This window comes from Oceanispirochaeta sp. M1, from assembly GCF_003346715.1.
Lineage (GTDB): Bacteria > Spirochaetota > Spirochaetia > DSM-2461 > DSM-2461 > Oceanispirochaeta.
In genome coordinates this window covers 21360-39867 of the sequence record NZ_QQPQ01000018.1, presented here as the reverse complement: position 1 = coordinate 39867, position 18508 = coordinate 21360, and the positions used below count along the sequence as shown (strand labels likewise).

Sequence of the window (18508 nt, the reverse complement as noted above, 5' to 3'; positions counted from 1 at the left end):
TTAACCATTAACAATCCTGTAATCTTTAATTCATTTTTATCTGTTGCAGATTTCAATTCCCTCTCTATTTTTTCTTTTTTGTTCTAAGAGATTCTGAATCTTTACAAAAGATGCCTCTTTATATATAATCACATGCTAAATCAATATGATGAGAAGGACTGTCCATGCCCATTAATCGTGAATTAATAATTCCCCTCGGAGAACTTGTAGATTACGAAGGAAATATGTACGAATTAACTAATGCTACCATACATAGAGCTGAACAGATCTCTGTTGCCGGTAGTGATTTACTGGAAAAGAACAAAGGAAAGATTGTCTCTACTGCTTTGGAAGAAATTATTTTAAAGAAAGTTGAGTACGAATACCAGAAATAATGCCCCTCTCCCTCCTGTTATCTGCCTCTTTGGTCCGACGGCGGTAGGGAAGACGGATCTTCTGGAGGAGCTTTTCAGTACTTCCGGTGAGATTATCAGTGCCGATTCCATGCAGGTTTATCGTCAGCTGGATATCGGCAGTGCCAAACCCGAACCCTCTTACTTACAACGCATGCCTCACCACCTCATTAACATCCTGGATTATAAGGAACAGTTTAATGCCGGAGACTTTGTTCGCCGTGCGGAAGAGTGTATTCTTGATATTCACAGCAGGGGTAAACTGCCCGTAATTTCAGGCGGAACGGCATTCTATTTTAGAAATTTTCTGTATGGACTGCCTGATATACCCCCTGTACCCGAGGGCTTGAGGGATGAATTGAATCTCCGGCTGGAAAAAGAGGGGCCTCAGGCTCTTCACCGGGAGTTGGAAACTGTTGATCCTGAAACCGCACAGCGTCTGGAACCGGCAGACAGAGCCCGTATTGTCCGGGCACTGGAAGTCTTTAAAGGATGCGGAAAGCCCCTCTCCAGCTATAAAGCAGGAACATCCCCCCGTGAAGATCTGGAATATCTTTTGATCGGTCTTGAACGGCCCAGGGTTGAACTCTATGAGAGAATCAATCTGAGGGTGGATATTATGTTTAATCAGGGTCTATATAAAGAGGTAAAGGATCTTTTTACCGGTGGAGCAAAGGAAGATGATCCGGGGATGAAGGGAATCGGCTACAGTGAGTTTTTTCCTTTTCTTAAGGAGGGGTGTATGATTCTGGCAGATGTTAAATCCCGTATTCAGCAGAATTCCAGGCGTTATGCAAAGCGTCAGATGACCTTTTTTCGCTCTCTTCCGGAGGTTAACTGGTTCCATCCGGAGGATATGGAAGGCCTTGGCGAAATGATTAACAATTTTACTAAAAAGAGGTCTTGACCTGAAGGGCCAAAAACAGCATAATATTCAAGCTCTTACATCTGTAGATGGATTTTATAATACCTGTGGGGCATGAACCGACAGGATGGACACATAAGGAGATTACGAATATGCCCTGTGGTAGAAAACGTAAAAGAAAGAAGATTGCAACTCACAAAAGAAAGAAGAAATTAAGAAAGAATAGACACAAACACAAATAGTTTGTAGACATTGTGAGATAGGGCGGTATTATTTAATACCGCCTTTTATTTTGGCACTTCTTGTGCTAATATCCCCTCTCAGAGGTGATTTGTGAACAAATACCCAATTCTGTCCGGTATCAATCATCCGGATCAGCTTAAAAGCCTGTCAATGAAGCAGTTGAAAGAACTTGCTGCGGAAATCAGGACCTTTATAATTCAGACTGTCAGTCAGAACGGCGGTCATCTTGCATCAAACCTCGGGGTCGTTGAACTGACCCTTGCTATGCACCGTGTCTATATATCTCCCAGGGATAAATTTATCTGGGATGTGGGACATCAGTGTTATACCCATAAACTTCTTACCGGACGTTTTGATCAGTTTCATACTATCAGGAAAGAGGGTGGACTGAGCGGTTTCCCCAAACGGGAAGAGAGTCCCCATGATATTTTCAATACAGGCCATGCCTCAACTTCCATATCAGCAGGTATCGGAGTACTCATCGGAGACCGTCTTCAGGAGAAACAATCCAAGGTCCTCTGTGTTATAGGAGATGGTGCCCTTACGGGTGGTCAGGCTCTTGAGGCTCTCAACTTTACAGGTCATATCAAGAATGATCTTGTGGTCATACTCAATGATAATGAGATGTCTATTGGTAAAAATGTGGGAGCTATCTCTTCCTACATGTCCCGTCTGGCTCTGACCGGAGGCTATAAAAGGTTCCGTAATGTCGTTGACTTTACAATCTCTCATATTCCCTTTTTCGGGAAAGCCCTTCTCCGTTCGGTATACCGTCTGAAACGGGGAGTAAAGGGTGTTGTCTATAAAGAGAATCTTTTCACGGATCTTGGTTTTAAATATGTGGGTCCTGTTAATGGTCATAATCTTGAAAAGCTGACGGATGTCCTGCAGCATGTCAGGGATATTGAAGGACCGGTACTTCTTCATGTTCTTACCACCAAAGGGAAGGGATACAGCCCTGCGGAGGGTGATCCCTCTTCCTATCACGGTGTCGGTCCTTTTGCGATTGAAACCGGCAAGGTGGATCCATCATTAAAAACTGACCCGGATCAGGTTACTACAACGGCCGCCTTTGGCTGTGCAGTTATGACCGAGGCTGAAAAGAATGGAAATGTTGTGGCTGTTTCAGCTGCCATGGCTTCGGGTACCGGGCTGATGCCTTTTAAAGAGAAATACCCCCATCGCTTTTTTGATGTGGGTATTGCCGAAGCTCATGCACTTACATTTGCAGCAGGTCAGGCGGCAGCGGGGCTCAGACCGGTTGTCGCTATCTATTCCACATTTATGCAGAGATCCGTGGATCAGTTGATTCACGATATTGCACTTCCGGGACTTCCTGTTGTGATTTGTATGGACCGTGCAGGACTTGTGGGAGATGACGGAGAAACTCATCAGGGCATTTTTGACATTATTATGTTCAGAAATGTTCCCGGTATCTCCTTTCTGGCTCCCTTGAGTGTTCGTGAGATTGAGATGGCCATGGAATGGGCCTGTGCTTCAGATAAGCCGGTTCTGATCCGTTATCCCAAGGGTGTGTCATACTGCAGCGGTGAAAAACAGGATACTCCTCTGGTGGAAGGGAAGGGTGTCCTTGTCAGTGTAAGAGAGAAGTCCTCTGTTCTGCTGATCTCCCTGGGTGGTCTTCTTGAAGAAGTTGTGGCGGCCTCAGATATACTGGAAGAAAAGAACATCAGCTGTGATGTCTACCATATGCGTTTTATCCGTCCACTGGACAGGAAATCCCTTATCGATTTAATGAGCCGCTATGAGCAGATTCTGTTTGTGGAGGAAGGGCTGGCTGCCGGTGGTATGGGCGAGGAGATCGCCTCTATGCTGCGGGATGAGAGCCTGGATGTTCTCTATACGGCAATGGGTGTTCCTTCCGAGTTTCTGTCACAGGCAACACGTAAGCAGTTGATTAAGAGATGTGGACTGGACAGGAAATCAATTGCCGCCAAAGTTGAGGACGTTCAGTCGGAACTCCGCTTCAGCAAGGTTGTGGATATGGTAAAGAATGATAAATGGAGTCCCCATAATATTTAAGGATCTTCATCCTTTCGGATATAAGTTATTGCAGTGACAAAAAAAATCCCCGAAAGGGGATTTTTCATTTATAGAACATTGACTGGCAGTCAGATGGGGATTCAGTTTTTCATAAATACTGCTGTATAGATCTGCCTGTCCAGGGTATTCCCCATGTCAAAATCATCAAAATCTTTAAGTATGGATTTAACTGTGCTTTCCGGATCTGCGGAAGCATGATTACTCAGAACTCTATAAAGGGATTTCTGTCCGTACACATCTCCCGATACCTCAAGTTCCCTGTCTGTAAGACTGCAGGATACCAATATAATCTTGTCTCCCGAACCTACGGCAATCCTGAAGGGTTTTCCGTCTTCTCTGGTATGGGCTCTTACTCCCAGTCCTTGTGTAAAGGTGACCGGCTTTTCTTCGGAGCGGATAGGAATCACCTTCTGGCTCCCTGACTTCTGCAGATAGATCCGGACTGTACCGGCTGTGGCACAGAGAATCTCTTTTTCAAGGAAGTAGAGATAGGTGGCGGAGATGCCGCATTCCGGATTTTGATTCATCTTGCTTACTCTATCGTTCAGAGCCTTGAAGAAGAGAGCCGGCTTTTCCTGCTTCATATTGCTGAAAGCATTCTGTAGAAACAGAAGAGGGATAAGGGGTTCTTCAACTGAATTTTCAGCAAAGAGAAGAGAGTAGTTTCTGCTCCATGCCGCAATGGCGGGCCATTCATTTCCTTCAGCCTGGAGGCTCTGAAATCCGCTCCATCCATCGGGTACCTTCAACTGTTCGTTTTCGTCGTTATCAAGCAGCCGGCGGGAGCATTCAAGACTGTAGGCTGGTATATGCTTTATATCTTCAATTTCTTCATCTTTATTCAGTAACAGATCTTCAAGCTTCTCTTTCTGATTTTCCTCATCTTCGATCATCTGGCTGAGAATTTTTCCGCGGTCCTGTTCTTTTCTGTAGCGTCTCTGTGTCAGGTTCAGCGAGAGGAACAGCTGCCAGGGAATCATCAGAGCAGGCAGTGCAAAATAGATTTTATCTGCAAAGGAGATAATATCTGAGAATCCGCTGCTGAACCATGTCCAAACGACCACTCCGACGATGGGTACGAGCAAAAATATTCCGGCAATTCCGGAATTGTCACTTTTTCTCTGGAAAGAGAGAGAACTGTTAATCAGTGAATCCAATATCAATGCTGTTGCCAGCAGGGGAACAGGCCAGGGACGGGAAAGCAAATCCGGGAAATGACCCGAGAGAAATGTGACAATCAGGGTTCCTGACAGGAGTATTGAAGTTACGATGTAGGACCAGAATTTGGTTCTGTGATAGAAGGCCCTGCGGGACCATTCTCTGAACAGCTGATAGTAGATAAGCAGGAAGAGGGTTGTTGCCATGGGTGCTGACCAGAACTCGGGAGGTAGACCAACACTGTTACTCCAGAGAGGAATACTGTATACCCCTGCTCCGGCCAGGGCCGACAGAGAGTGGAATAGATACGATTTATCTCTGCTCTGCATCAGAAATAAAACAAAACTCAGTATAAATAGAAATGCACCGATTCCCATGCTCAGAAGATAAAACAGTCCTGTATGATTTAAAAAATCTGTAATTTTCAGGGATGACAGAGGCTCCAGGGTGATTCTTTTTATAAAATCACCATATTCCACTCCTGTGGAGAGGCGGCAGGAGGCCAGAAAGGGGATAGTTGGTATCAATATTGTATATAATTTATTTTTTTTCATTCTCTTTTCATCAATTATAGCTTATGGGTCTGTGTTCTATATCGACAATTATATATAAAAAATATATAGTTAAAAGAATTGTAACCTGAAATACGACGAATCTGGGGTTACATATACAGGAGAATCCCTAAAATGGGGCTCCCAGGCTGGATGAATTTACAATATCACTGGTTTCTCTGTCAGAAAATAATATGTTTTTTCAGTAAGAACCTTTTAATACGATTTTTTAATTCCGACCGGACTAAACAATAAGCTACAAAATTTGTGAGATAAAATTTAAATGAAATTTAGCGAATTCGAATTTAACGAAAATATCCAGAAGGGTATAGAAACTGCAGGCTTTAAAGACTGCATGCCAGTACAGGAACAGACGTTCCAGACAATTATGAGCGGTAAAGATGTATTTGCCCAGTCACAGACAGGAACCGGTAAAACAGCGGCCTTCCTGGTTTCCATTTTTCATATCCTGACAGAAGATAAACACTTCAAAGGTCAGAAAGCTTTGATTATCTGTCCAACAAGAGAACTTGTTGTACAGATAGAAAAAGAAGCACAGATTCTGGGACAGCATCTGGATTTCAGAATCGGCAGTTTTTATGGTGGTGTAGGCTACAATGAGCAGGAACGTCTTCTTGCAGATGGATGTGATATCCTGATCGGTACACCTGGACGTCTTATTGACTTCAGTAAATCCGGAAAAATCAGATTCTCTGAAATGGGGATACTGGTCATTGATGAAGCAGACAGACTTTTTGATATGGGATTCCTTCCCGACCTCAGAAAAATCCTGAGCAAAATGCCCCCTACCGATGCCAGACGTACAATGCTGTTCTCTGCAACACTCAATGCAAAAGTAGGAAACCTTGCCTGGGAATACATGAATGATCCCGGTGAGATCGTTATTGAACCCGAGCAGCTGGCTGTAGAAGCCATTACTCAGGAACTTTACCATGTAAGTGCTGAAGAGAAGATGAGTCTTCTTCTGGGACTTCTGAAAAGAGATAAACCCGACACAGCCATTGTTTTTGCAAACACAAAACATGTGACCTATGAAGTGGCAAAACGCCTGGAACATAACGGTTATCATGCAAAATGTCTCATGGGCGACCTGCCCCAGAAAAAGAGACTTAAAATTGTTGAAGAAGCCAAAGAGGGTAAAACTCCCTTTCTTGTAGCAACCGATGTTGCAGCAAGAGGTCTTCATATCAACGACCTTTCCATGGTTGTAAACTATGACGTACCCACTGATGCGGAAAGTTATGTACACCGTATCGGAAGAACAGCCCGTGCCGGTAAAACCGGTAAAGCCATAACTCTTGCCTGTGAAAAGTTTGTATATGGCCTCCCTGCCATTGAAAAACTGACAGGACAGAAGATCCCTGTCTCCTGGGCGGAAGAAGATCTGATGGAAGAAGACAAGAGTGAAGGTATGCGTTTCCACTTTGATAAAAGAGCCGGTTCTCCCGGTGATTATCAGGGCAAACGTGACAGCAGAGGAAGAGATGGCGGTGCAAGCCGCGGTGGTGTAAGCCGTAAATACAGCGGTGGAAACAAGAGACCTCTGGATCCCAGAGCAGCTCGTGTTCAGTCTGCAGTTATGGCAGTTTCCGGTTCCATGGATTCAGTTGAAGAAGAGATCAGGAAGGGACAGAGCCAGGGTGGAAACTCAGGTAGTGTAAACTCAGACAGTGTAAAAACAGGCAATGTAAAAACAGGCAATGTAAAAACAGACGGTGGAAACCGAAAGAAAAAATCCGGTTACAAAGGGCAGAAGGCTACTGATAACCGAAGCAGAAATAGAAATGACCACAGAGCACCTGCAAGCACAGCCATGGAAAGAGTCAGCAGTAAGAACAGTATCGAAGACAGACTGGCTTACTACAAGGCCAAATATGGTGAAGACTTCCAGTCCGATGGAAATACAATAAAACCCAGTGCCGGTTCTTCCAGAAAATCTTCCGCTTCCCAAAAGAAAGGCGTTTCCGGAAATAATCGGAACAGTCAGGGGGGAAGCAGATCTCGAAATGATAGACCCCAGGGTGGTGGAAAGTCATCTACAGGAGTTTCCAGACCTTCTTCCAAGGGTGTATCAGCTCAGAAAACCGCTCCCAAGACTGCACCAAAGGCTGCAGTGAAGAAGAAAGGATTTCTGTCAAAACTCTTCGGAAAGTAATTTTTATTCAATAATAAAACTGATAATAGGTCTGCCTCCAGGGGCAGGCCTGTTTTATTTATAAATATTCACTGAATATTCTATTTAAAAGCATATTGTTTTTCTAAATCTATTTACAGTTCATTTTTTCATCCTTATACTTCAGACGCATTTATATAAGAAATAACCGGGATTCTATATAAGACTGGTATTTACAAGGAGAACGAAATGAAAAAAATCTTAATGATATTGATGATTACTCTTTCTGCAGTGATGGCTTTTGCCACGGGAAGCAATGAAGCTTCTGAAGGTGACAATTCTCTGAAATATATTCAGGACAAGGGTGTTTTTGTACTTGGACTGGATGACAGCTTTCCCCCCATGGGATTCAGAGATGAAAATGGAGAGGTTGCCGGTTTTGATATCGATCTTGCTAAAGAGGTCTGCAAAAGAATGGGTGTTGAGCTCAAGATGCAGCCCATAGACTGGGATGCAAAAATCCTTGATCTGAACAGCAAAGATATTGATGTAATCTGGAATGGACTCTCCATCAGTGATGAAAGAAAGGAAAAAATCAGTTTTTCCAAACCCTATATTGCCAACAGACAGATTATTATAGTTCAGGCTGCATCGGGTATTGATACTAAAGCCGATCTGGCGGATCAAAAAGTAGGTGTTCAGCTGGGAAGTACTGCTGATGATGCTGTTAACTCTGATGAGGCAACTGTAGCAACCTTAAACGAGCTGGTTAAATTCCAGGACAATATTCAGGCACTTATGGACCTGGAAGTGGGGAGAATTGACGCTGTTGTTGTTGATGAAATCCTTGGACGTTACTATATCTCCAAGAAACCCGGTGTTTATGACGTTGCAAAAGAAGACTTTGCTGCTGAAGAATATGGAATCGGTTTCAGAAAGGGTGAGGATGCCTTTGTTGCCGAAGTTAACCGTATTATGGATGAGATGGTCAAAGACGGATCAGCCGCAGCCATCTCTAAAAAATGGTTTGCTGAAGATATTCTTTTAGAGCGTTAATGGAATACCTGATCAGTTCAACACAGTACATCCTGCAGGGATGTACTGTCACCTTCAAACTGTTTGCTATCACACTGATACTCTCCCTTCCTCTGGGATTTGTCTGTGCTATGGGGAAAACCTCCCGTATCAGGACTATCCGAGTCCTGATGGAGTTATACACATCTGTGGTCAGGGGAACACCTCTGCTGCTGCAGATCTTTTTTGTGTATTATGGACTGCCCATTCTGATACCCGGACTCAGGCTTGAACGCTTCTCCGCTGCGGCTCTGACCTTTATATTGAATTATGGAGCTTATTTTACAGAGATTTTCCGTGGTGGAATGCAGTCCATCGACAGAGGACAGTTTGAGGCCTCCAAGGTTCTGGGCATGAACTATGTACAGACAATGACCAGGATCATACTGCCTCAGACCCTGAAGCGGGTACTTCCGCCGGTGGCTAATGAAGCCATTACTTTAGTAAAGGATACGGCTCTTGTGGTGGTTCTCGGTATTGGAGACATCCTCAGGAACTCAAAAGAAATTGTGGCCAGAGATTTTACAATTTCTCCCTTTATCATAGCTGCGGTTGTTTACCTTGTAATGAATTATACGGTTGTTCTGATCTTCAGAAAACTGGAGCAGAGGTATTCGGTCTATGAGTGATTCAAGTGAAAAAAAGAATGAAATGATACGGGTGGAAGGCCTTTGTAAATCCTTCGGAACCCTTGAGGTCCTGAAGAGTGTTGATCTATCTGTCGCCAAGGGTGAAATAATCTCAATTATAGGTCCCTCGGGCTCGGGTAAGAGTACATTCCTGCGCTCTCTGATTCATCTTGAGCAGGCCTCGGAAGGAAGCATCCGCATTGAGGGTGAAGAGATCAGAAGAGCAAACGGAAAGCCCGTCCCTGAAGCTCAAATCAGACAGCATTGCCGGAAACTGGGTATGGTGTTCCAGAACTTCAACCTTTTTCCTCATAAGACAGCTCTCGGCAATGTAATGGAAGGACCTCTTACTGTCCTTAAAAAGAGTAGTAAGGAGGCTGAAGCTGAGGCATTAGCCCTGTTGTCGAAGGTCGGTCTGGCGGATCAGGCTGATCAGTATCCCTGTACTCTTTCGGGAGGACAGAAACAGAGGGTGGCCATAGCTCGTGCCCTGGCGATGGAGCCGGATATCATGCTTTTTGATGAGCCCACTTCCGCATTGGACCCCGAACTTATCGGTGAGGTTCTGGCGGTTATCAAGGCTCTTGCCGCAGAGCATATGACCATGATTATAGTCACCCATGAAATGAGCTTTGCCAAAGAGGTTTCAGATCAGGTTATCTTTATGGACGAAGGGCGAATTCTGGAAAAAGCGGTTCCCGAGAAGCTCTTTAATAATCCGGATCATCCCAGAATTAAAACATTCCTCGATAAAATGATCTGATCAAAAAAAATAATCAGAGGCAGAGGCAGGTCGTCATTCGGCCGGCTTCTGCTCCCTCTCTTCTCCATGATGAGAGTTCACTTTCACAGCAGCTGCAAAGACCGCTGCCCTCGCATTGTTTCTTATCTAAGCCCCGTGAATACAATTGTTGAAATACCGCCTGTTCGAGGCTTAAGCGCCAGTGATTCTTCCCATCCGGAGTAAAGGCGGCTCCTGTTTCTGGAAATGATTCGGTCATGGCCTTATATACGGGAAGGTCCACCTGATAGCAGCAGGCATCTATGGCAGGTCCGGCAAGGGCAAGTATATCTTCTGCCCCAGATCCTCTCACTGTTATCATCTTTTCAAGAACTGCCGGAACAATGCCCGAAGCGGCTCCGCGCCAGCCTGCATGTACCAGTGCTCCGATTTTCTGTTTTTTGTCATAGAGGATTACAGGAAGGCAGTCGGCTGTGAATATCATCCCCTGCAGCCCGGCTTCCGTGAGTATAAGGGCATCACAGTCTTCAAAAGCGTCCGAAGCCGACAATGCACCCCGTCCCCGGTCTGCGGCCGTGACAGAAACAGAATGGGCACTATGAACCTGATTTCCGCAGATCCATGCCTCAGCTTTAACATCTGCAGCACGGGAGAGGCGGGATCGGTTCTGTATAATCTGTTGTTGAGATTCATTTCCAGGGGCATGAAGGGCTGTATTCAATCCGGCAGCCGTAAATGCTTTGACATCGAGCCTGTCCAGTGAGGTCCAGCTGTAAAGAATTATGCCGTCTTTTTCCCTGCGGATCATAGACTACTCGGAATCTCCGTTTACATCTTCCGGAGTCAGGCCGAACTGTTCCCCTGACTCTATATTTCCCACCGGTTCAACATGGACCATGATATCAAAGATCTCATCGGGGAGGGCTTCTTTTATATTCTCTTCAACCATGACCGCTATATTATGGGCCTCTGTTAAGAGGATTCCGCCGCAGACCTCTATATCAAGATCTATATCGTAGAGCATATTGAGTTTCCGGATTCTGGCTCTGTGAGGATTCACAACTCCAGGGGTTTCCATGGCGGCATTGAATACGGTGTTGTACACACTCTGGTCGCTGACACTGTCCATCAGTTCAATACTGGTTTCCATAAATAATGAATAGGCACTCTTCAGAATCCACAGACTGAGGAGCAGTCCGGTAATACTGTCGATAATGGGCATCTTGAAGTAATATGTTCCTGCCAGACCAATCAGTACTGCAAGAGACAGATAGATATCATTCTGCATATTTTTCGCATCGGCCATAAGCATGGAACTGTGGGTCTTCTTCCCTGCATTTCTTTTATCCAGGGCCAGAAGTATTTTTATTATGATGGAAATACCGGTTGCCATGAACGCCCACTTTCCGGGGATCTCTCTCTGTGCACCTTCAAGTATACTTTTCATGGTTGAGATCAGCAGTTGAGCTCCTGCAAATAAGATAAAGAAAGAGAGAGCCTTGGTGGCGATGGCTTCGGCCCTGGCATGTCCCCAGGGATGTTCCTTATCCGGCGGCTCACTTATGATGTTTGAGGTTAACAATGTGATCAGGGAAGTGACAATATCGGTGGCGGAATCTATCCCGTCGGCTATTACTGCCACAGAGCCGCTGAATAATCCGACAATGATTTTCAGAACGGCCAGAAATGCATTTCCTATAATGCCACGCCAGGATGTCTGCTTTATTGTCCTTATCCGCAGATCATCTTGTTCTTTTTTCATTCGGAAAAGTACCAATAGGCCCGGCCGTTTATGGGTTTGATCAACTGTACGGGGTATTCCGTATTGATTTTTTTTCCACTGTGGAGCACCTCGTCCATAATTGTCTGTTTCTCGCTGCCGCCCCTGAGAAGAAAGAGAAGGTGATTGCTGTGATTCAGTGCGGGAACAGTCAGAGTCACCCTTCTGTGATAAGGTTCCAGAGGACCCTCGTCTGCTGTAGCAACAGCCAGTCTTTTTTTCTCCTTCAGTTCGGGATATCCCGGAAAAAGGGAGGCTGTATGGCCGTCGGGGCCCATGCCCAGAAGAACCAGATCGAAGCAGCTGTTTAATTCCAGGTATTCTTTTACCCGCAGATGATAATCAAAGGCGGCTTCATCGGGGGGCAGGGTCTGATTGATTGCATAAATCTGAGACTCATCGTGGGGAATCAGAGAGAGGAAACTCTCTTTAATCATTCGGAAGTTACTGTCTTCATGATCTTCGGGAACACAGCGTTCGTCTCCAATAAAGAAATCAATATCCTTCCAGTAGAAATCTTCAGAGTTATCTGCCAGGTATCGGTATATTCCTGCAGGTGTACTGCCTCCCGAAAGAACCATAGAAGCTCTTTTATTATGTACCAGAGACAGCTTCAGTATGGCAATTATATGTCCTGCCGCCTGACGGCAGAAGTCATCGTATTTATCAAAAATCAGTGCACCAGCCATGGTGTAATTCTCCTATTCTTCATTATTATATTTACATCACAGCATGTCATTCAGGCATACCGTCCAATAGATTCAACTTTTTGTTTATCAGTGTATTGTGATTGCCCTTCAGTATTTCTTCAAGCACCCTTATGCTCCGTTCTGTAAGAATACCCATCATTGGCATCTCTTCAACAGAGAAACGGGAGAGAACCCATGAAGATACATCTCCCCGGGAGGGTCTGGAAATACCGAATCGCAGCCTGTAGAAGGCATCGGAGCCAAGATGCTGTTTCATGGATCTTAATCCGTTATGGCCTCCGAGTCCCCCCCCCTTACGGATCTGAACGGTACCGAAGGGAAGCTCCAGGTCATCATGGATAACCAAAACCTCTTCAGGGTCCAGTTGAAAGAAGTCGGCGGCTTTACGTACGGGTTCACCTGTTTTATTCATAAAGCAGAGGGGCTGCAGCACACGGTACTGGCTGCTTTCCAGACGGAAGTTACCCAGACGGCTGTTAAACTTTTCACTCCAGCTCAGGGAATGTCTCTGTTCCAGAGTCTCCAGACAGAGCCAGCCTGCGTTGTGACGGGTTTCCTTATACTGATTTCCGGGATTTCCCGCAAAAACCAGCATCTTGATATCAATTTTAGCTGAGGACAAAGCGTCTCTCCTCTTCATTCAGTTCAAAATGGTTAAAAATCATCTCGTCCATTAAGGAGGAGGTATCCTGACCTTTTTCTGCATTTTGTACAAGTGTTTTTATCCTGCTTTTTTCATCTAATTTCCAGAGGGGGATGGGGAGATATTCCAGATGCCTTCTGAGCATTTTGACAGAGCGGTACTGTTTCAGCCAAAGGAATTTAAAAAGAGATGAATTATACCAAAAGGCAAGCTCCTCTATTTCAATAGATAAGGAGGATTCAGATTCACCATCCAAATCTGCTGTTTCAGGAAGTACAATACTGTTGGCTGAATTCAGAGTAATAAGACCTTTCCGGTCTATGGAGAACAGAGGTGTATATCCTATAAAGCGGTATATCAGTTTTGCCTCGGCATACTCTTCCAGCTTTCTGCTCTGCTGCAGGGGACCCTTATCGACTCTGAGCCAGCAGCATGGAGAATCAGCAGCAAAAGGCTTAATTTCCTTTCCTGTCAGAAGAGGAGGACATCCTTCTGCCGGGCTGTCTGCCACGAAACGTCTGTTATCTCCTGTGACTACCCCGAGAAGCCAGCGGCAGTCTTTCGGAAGTGACCGGCTTTTGCCATGTTCAATCTTTGTGATCAGTGCAGCTTCCTGATCCGAGCAGTGGATATTGAAGATATGATCAGGATTTTTTTTATAGCGCCCGAGGCTGTGAGTTTCGTTACTGTTTATTCTGATTTTTCTCTGCTGTCCACCCTTCAAAATATCACAGCTGAAGACTTCACTATATACGGAATGAAACAGCCGTCCTCTGGGACTTATTCTGACAGGAGCTGCATGGTCTAGAAGGTAGGTCCGGATATCTTTATGAGTCTGTACATAACACAGGGATTCAGGAAGGAGAAAAGAGGCTGCTCCGCCAGGAGGAAGCTCTTCTACACATCGTCTTAAGAACAGGGATGCCGTTTCACCGGAGCTTAATTCGGGATAACGCTTTTTCATCACTCTTTTTGCTTCGGGCTGCAGATGGGCCCCCCAGGGAGGGTTGGTTGCTACCAGACAGTTCTCAGACAGATTCCATGAGGGTGTCAGCAGGCTGTCGGTTACAGTGATAACAGTCAGGTCGGTCATAGAGGGAAATCGGAGGAAAAGATTGATTCTTGTGATAAATACGGCCATGGGGTCCAGATCCATACCCGATATTCCCTCTGAACTTCCTTTCAGTTCTGCAAAACGGCAAAGAAAAAGTCCTGAACCGCAGCAGGGATCAAAAATGGAGTCTTTTTTATTGATATAGGGGCGGAGCATTGAATCGATAACCCGACGGGGTGTAAACCAGGCTCCCTGTCGGGATCGTCCACCTTCTTTTCTCAGGCTCTGATAGATAAGACCGGGAAGATCGTACTCTCTGTTCAGACTCTTTTTGATGAGTCCGGAAAGATCAGAGAAGGGGGGAAGTGGGGCAGCAGCTTCATCTTTTGGAAGATCATTCAGGCGCATCTGCAGCTCTTCAGCAAGCAGAGCCGGAGCATCTGATGTTTTCAGAATATTTTCCAGTGTATTTAAACTGCCCGAGGGCCGGTCAGGTTCTGAATATTCCAGAACTCCTTTGAACTTTAGAAAATGGATAATGAAATAGAGAAGCCTTCCTTCCAGACTCAGTTCCAATGAATCAAGAAGATCGGTCATCTCATTCAACAGAGGGGCATTGCCCGGATTCTGTAGAAGTTCTTTGGGGAGTATCTGTTTGGAAGAACTGAGCTTATTGGCTCTGCTGACCAGGCTTTCTACGCCCTGCTCTTCAGATTCACTGCGGTTCTGCCAGTTTTTCAGGGTGTGCACGCTGATATTCAGTCTGTCTGCCTGTTCCCGGAGTGTCATAATCCTCTCATACTCTCTTATTCACTTCTCCCTGTCTAATATGTTAAGATAGGGGGTAACCGGCTTTAGTGCGCGGGAAGTCACAGTATAGCCCGGGAGGGCAGGACCCTGCATCTAAAGCTTTCAAAAACTTTAAAAAAATCAGTATGGAGAGTGCATTTGTCACAAATCAGCCATTATACAGTTCAATCCGCCCCCAGAGCAGAGGGAAAAGGGCTGAGTCTTACGGCTCAGATCTTTGGAGCCCCCCCTACAGAGGGCCGTTTTCTTCTTTTTCCAGGAGGCCATTCTTTCCGTCTTAAGAATGTCCGCAGCAGTACAGAGGAGAAGGATGTTATTCTCGAGCTTAAGGGAATCTCCCGAAACAGAGTGAGGGAAGGGGATATTCTTATTCCCGAAGGTCTGGCTGCCGGTGAAGGGCGGAAAGCTCTTGTGCTCTGGAAACAAAAAATCCGGGATGCATCTTCCCTCTCTCTGCAGCTTCGGGATACACCTGACCTGCAGAGTCCTGACAGTGTGAGCATTTCTGAAGGTGACAATGTTGTTCTTTTAAGTTCCCGTCTCTCCTTTATTCAGATACCCGGGCAGATCTATGAGGTAAGCAAAGGCTCGCAGAAGGGGGAGTTTCTCCTCTTGATGGCCGAACCATGGAGTCCTGATGAGCTGAAGAAGATGAAGGCGCGTCTTGCAAAGAATAAGAACTTTCCCGGGGAAGAAGCGGTCTTTTCCATGAATCTCAGAGTTCGCGGTGCCATGCCCCTTCCTCCCTCACTGCAGAAATCTGAATTTGAGGGATCTGTGAAAGTAGGCGGCTGGGTGCTTATGTCCCGGACCTATGACAAAGTTCTGAGTGTTCTGGATAAACGAACCCGATCAGAAGAAGGGCTTACTGAAGAACAGCTTTCAGAGCTTCTGAACCTGCCGCTGTCCCTTTGCAGGGAAATCAGCGGCAAAAGAATAGAAGAGGGACTTATTATCAGAAAAAAAGGCTTTCTTCTGAACAAATGTGAAGATCACAGAGACTTTCTCTCTCCCATGAGCCGGATGTGGCTGGAAGGTCTTGTGGCCGCCGGGAGTGAGGGGCTGCCTATAAAAGAGACATTCCATCTTGGAAGCAGACTGCATGCTATGGAACGACGTGGACTTCTCAGAGTCTTTGAAGGTTTTGTAATTGATGAAGAATCATACAAGTCTCAGACCGGCAGACTCATGGAGATTCTTCCCCGTGATAAGGACTTCGAAATGACCGATATCAAGGGGTTTGAAAATCTGAGTCGAAGCCGTCTTATCGCCTTTCTGGATACAATGGAAAATGACGGCCTGATTAAAACAAGTGAAGGACATACTCGAAGGGTAGTTGAGGAGAGTGAAGCTTGAAGAAGCTGTTCCCTTTTTCTGCATTTACAGGACTTCTGATTCTCCTTTTTTCCTGTTCAGGAAGTCCCCCGACCATTATCAATACCGACTGGATGGTTGTGTATACAAAGGATTTCAGCAGAGGCGGTGTCTATGCTGAGCTTAATTTTTTCGCACAGCTTGAAGATAGCGATGGTATTGAGGATATAAGTGAGATTTCCATCCATAGGGATGACCTTGGATGGTCCTGGAATCTGAATCCTGATAACTGGGTCTCCTATTCGGTGGAAGGTGAAAGCTGGCTTGGTTCCAACGGTCTAACCCGGGGTGGAAGCATTCCCGGAGGTGATTACAGGCTCCTGATTGTTGACCGCAGCGGTCAGAGGAATGAGACTGTTTTCAAGGTGAGTGACCCCGCATTGGAAGCGGCTTCACTCACCTTTCCCAGTTTGAAAGTCATTGATGACAGTCTGTTGATCTCCACAGGAGGAAGAGAACCGGTTGTATTGTGGTTCTATAATGATAAGGGTGTTTTAATCACCGAGAAATACAGTGCTCCCGGCCGGTTTCGTATTGATGAAATCATCAGCTCCGAGGAGAAACAGATTGCCCGGTGGGTGATGATTTATTTTCAGGATGAAATAGGCGGTTACGGCCTCAAGTCCGGTCCCTTTCTGCTGGCTCCGGAGGAAGACCGGGCTGCTGATTCAAGCGATGGAAAGGCTTCTCAGCCCTGAGTCGTGAATTTTTCCTTGAACCACTTGATGGGGTTCTTTAGGAAATGTGATCCATGTTCTTCAGTATACTTTGCGGCTGCTGCTTCCAGGGGATATTCCTGACCGTATTTCTCTTTCAGGTAATGCCACTGTTTTACAATCCATATATAAAGATCCGCTTCGGTTCTTCCGGGGAATCTTGATAAAAGGTTGGCCTTCCGGATTGTCTCAACAACCGGAACATAAAGATTGTCATACCAGGATCGTGCGGCAACAGGCAGAGCTATCTCCTCTTCCTGATCCATATTAATAAAATACTTGTGACCCAGAATATGCTGAAGCATCTCCTCATAACGTCCCGGTGCGGTGAAGAATATTTCTCCCTCTTCGATTATCCCGTCCAGGTCGGTCTGATTGATGATCTGATTCCGTTCAAAGGCAATGACAGAACGTTTAAGATCCATCATATCCATACCGCTTTTAATCTCTATTTCTGTAGAAAGTTCAAAAACTTCAGCATCAATGGAATAAACACCCTGAGCCTTGGCAACAGATACACGATGATTCCCATCTCTTACAAAAAACATATCGCCCATTTTATACAGCTGGATGGGAGGTAGGATCACATCACCCATATAGGCTTTATCTATGCTTTCCCAGCGTTTCCTGAGATGTTCTTTTTTAGGAAGAAATGCCTTGTTGAAATCACTGTAGCGTCCTTCACTTCCGGCAATATCATCCACTTTAACAGTCTGCATGCCGCCATAGCTTTCTGATTTTGTTTTAATCAGTGACTTAACATCATAAAAGGAGAGGAGTTCCCGCTTCTCAGGGCGGAGAATATTCATAACCGTGTTAAAAAGAGCTTTGCTTTTAGCCTTGTTGAAATCTGCAGAAGCCTGAGAGTTTGTCATGTCATTATTCATCATTCACCTCAAAATCCAATACATAATGGTCATAGGTATTAATTACTGTCGTGTTTTTATACTGAGTCACACGCTTCTCATTTAATGAGTATAAATGAATATGTCCATGAAGGAGATAGGGTGGGCTGAATTTTTCCATAAACCATAAAAAACTTTTGAATCCCTTATGGCAGGGATCATCCTTGTCGTGAATCCCGCGGGGTGAGGCATGGGTTAATAGAATATCAAGGTAGCGGCCATGGCGCATCTTGTTCCACATAAGACGTGGAATCATTTTGTATATTTTCATGTACATCTGGAATTCTGTGTACTGGCTTGGATCTTTATTATAGCGCCTGCTGCCTCCCAGACCGGCAATTAGAAGATTCTTCGATTTGATCCTGACAACCTTATCCCCGATATATGTTGCACCAAAACTGTGCCCGTAGAGACTGTCCATGGCAGCACCGTCGGGCTGGTACTGGAGTGGGGATTCTCTCTTCTTAAAAGCATTGAAGTGTTTGAGGTTATGATTACCGAACACAAAGTAGAGGGGCTTATTCAGACTGCTGACAATAAAGCCGTAATAATCCATATTCAGGTCGCCGGCTCCCAGAACAAGTTCCACATCTCCAAATCTTTTTTTGATATTGGGAGAGTAGACGAGAGGATCCTTATGGTCTGCGACTATGAGTATTTTCAT

Annotated in this window: 17 protein-coding genes; 9 read left to right on the top strand and 8 right to left on the bottom strand. The window is 45.3% G+C overall.

Annotated features, from left to right (window positions below):
* The first annotated feature begins 164 nt into the window (after positions 1-164).
* From DV872_RS14030 to dxs, 3 genes are all read left to right on the top strand, one after another.
* Positions 165-374 carry a DNA-directed RNA polymerase subunit omega gene (locus DV872_RS14030; protein WP_114630579.1) on the top strand — a complete coding sequence of 70 codons (210 nt, stop codon included), beginning with the start codon at positions 165-167 and terminating at the stop codon, positions 372-374.
* Positions 352-1299 (top strand): tRNA (adenosine(37)-N6)-dimethylallyltransferase MiaA, encoded by a 948-nt coding sequence (gene miaA, locus DV872_RS14025; protein ID WP_114630578.1) that lies wholly within the window; start codon positions 352-354, stop codon positions 1297-1299. Before DV872_RS14030 ends, miaA begins: the two co-directional genes overlap by 23 nt.
* 291 nt (positions 1300-1590) lie before the next feature.
* Entirely contained in the window at positions 1591-3543 is a 1953-nt protein-coding gene (gene dxs / locus DV872_RS14020; RefSeq protein WP_114630577.1) for a 1-deoxy-D-xylulose-5-phosphate synthase, read from the top strand.
* 101 nt (positions 3544-3644) lie between these two features.
* On the opposite strand, the gene DV872_RS14015 is transcribed toward dxs, so the two are convergent.
* Positions 3645-5276, bottom strand: a complete 1632-nt coding sequence (locus tag DV872_RS14015; protein WP_114630576.1) for a SpoIIE family protein phosphatase — start codon at positions 5274-5276, stop codon at positions 3645-3647.
* A gap of 280 nt (positions 5277-5556) precedes the next feature.
* Here DV872_RS14015 and DV872_RS14010 point away from each other — a divergent pair, with 280 nt between their 5' ends.
* The 4 genes from DV872_RS14010 (at position 5557) to DV872_RS13995 (ending at position 9873) form a co-directional block, all read left to right on the top strand.
* Positions 5557-7449, top strand: a complete 1893-nt coding sequence (locus DV872_RS14010; RefSeq protein ID WP_114630575.1) for a DEAD/DEAH box helicase — start codon at positions 5557-5559, stop codon at positions 7447-7449.
* A gap of 207 nt (positions 7450-7656) precedes the next feature.
* Entirely contained in the window at positions 7657-8463 is an 807-nt protein-coding gene (locus DV872_RS14005; protein WP_114630574.1) for an amino acid ABC transporter substrate-binding protein, read from the top strand.
* The gene (locus tag DV872_RS14000) at positions 8463-9110 is read left to right on the top strand and encodes an amino acid ABC transporter permease (protein WP_114630573.1); all 648 of its coding nucleotides are present in this window, start codon (positions 8463-8465) and stop codon (positions 9108-9110) included. Before DV872_RS14005 ends, DV872_RS14000 begins: the two co-directional genes overlap by 1 nt.
* 22 nt (positions 9111-9132) lie before the next feature.
* Positions 9133-9873 carry an amino acid ABC transporter ATP-binding protein gene (locus tag DV872_RS13995; protein WP_114630644.1) on the top strand — a complete coding sequence of 247 codons (741 nt, stop codon included), beginning with the start codon at positions 9133-9135 and terminating at the stop codon, positions 9871-9873.
* Positions 9874-9886: 13 nt separating this feature from the next.
* Here the strand turns inward: DV872_RS13995 and pgeF are convergent, their stop codons facing one another.
* From pgeF to DV872_RS13970, 5 genes are read right to left on the bottom strand one after another with little or no spacing between them, the layout of a single operon-like run.
* The gene (pgeF, locus tag DV872_RS13990) at positions 9887-10660 is read right to left on the bottom strand and encodes a peptidoglycan editing factor PgeF (RefSeq protein WP_114630572.1); all 774 of its coding nucleotides are present in this window, start codon (positions 10658-10660) and stop codon (positions 9887-9889) included.
* A gap of 3 nt (positions 10661-10663) precedes the next feature.
* Positions 10664-11614, bottom strand: a complete 951-nt coding sequence (locus DV872_RS13985) for a cation diffusion facilitator family transporter (protein ID WP_114630571.1) — start codon at positions 11612-11614, stop codon at positions 10664-10666.
* Complete coding sequence (gene pgl, locus DV872_RS13980; protein WP_114630570.1) at positions 11611-12321, bottom strand: 6-phosphogluconolactonase; 711 nt, start codon at positions 12319-12321, stop codon at positions 11611-11613. Before pgl ends, DV872_RS13985 begins: the two co-directional genes overlap by 4 nt.
* A 46-nt stretch (positions 12322-12367) precedes the next feature.
* Complete coding sequence (gene pth, locus DV872_RS13975; RefSeq protein WP_230391562.1) at positions 12368-12964, bottom strand: aminoacyl-tRNA hydrolase; 597 nt, start codon at positions 12962-12964, stop codon at positions 12368-12370.
* Complete coding sequence (locus DV872_RS13970) at positions 12951-14828, bottom strand: N-6 DNA methylase (RefSeq protein ID WP_114630568.1); 1878 nt, start codon at positions 14826-14828, stop codon at positions 12951-12953. Before DV872_RS13970 ends, pth begins: the two co-directional genes overlap by 14 nt.
* Before the next feature lie 159 nt (positions 14829-14987).
* Between DV872_RS13970 and DV872_RS13965 the strand changes: the two genes are divergently transcribed.
* Together DV872_RS13965 and DV872_RS13960 are read left to right on the top strand one after the other, a co-directional pair.
* Positions 14988-16205: a hypothetical protein gene (locus tag DV872_RS13965; RefSeq protein ID WP_114630567.1), complete on the top strand. Its 1218-nt coding sequence runs from the start codon at positions 14988-14990 to the stop codon at positions 16203-16205.
* A complete protein-coding gene (locus DV872_RS13960; protein ID WP_114630566.1) occupies positions 16202-16921 on the top strand; it encodes a hypothetical protein in 720 nt (239 codons plus the stop codon). The genes DV872_RS13965 and DV872_RS13960 overlap by 4 nt, the downstream gene beginning before the upstream one ends.
* Here DV872_RS13960 and DV872_RS13955 read toward each other — a convergent pair.
* Positions 16912-17826 carry a transcriptional regulator gene (locus DV872_RS13955; protein ID WP_114630565.1) on the bottom strand — a complete coding sequence of 305 codons (915 nt, stop codon included), beginning with the start codon at positions 17824-17826 and terminating at the stop codon, positions 16912-16914. The two genes, DV872_RS13960 and DV872_RS13955, sit on opposite strands and share 10 nt — an antisense overlap.
* Complete coding sequence (locus tag DV872_RS13950; protein WP_114630564.1) at positions 17819-18508, bottom strand: metallophosphoesterase; 690 nt, start codon at positions 18506-18508, stop codon at positions 17819-17821. The genes DV872_RS13955 and DV872_RS13950 overlap by 8 nt, the downstream gene beginning before the upstream one ends.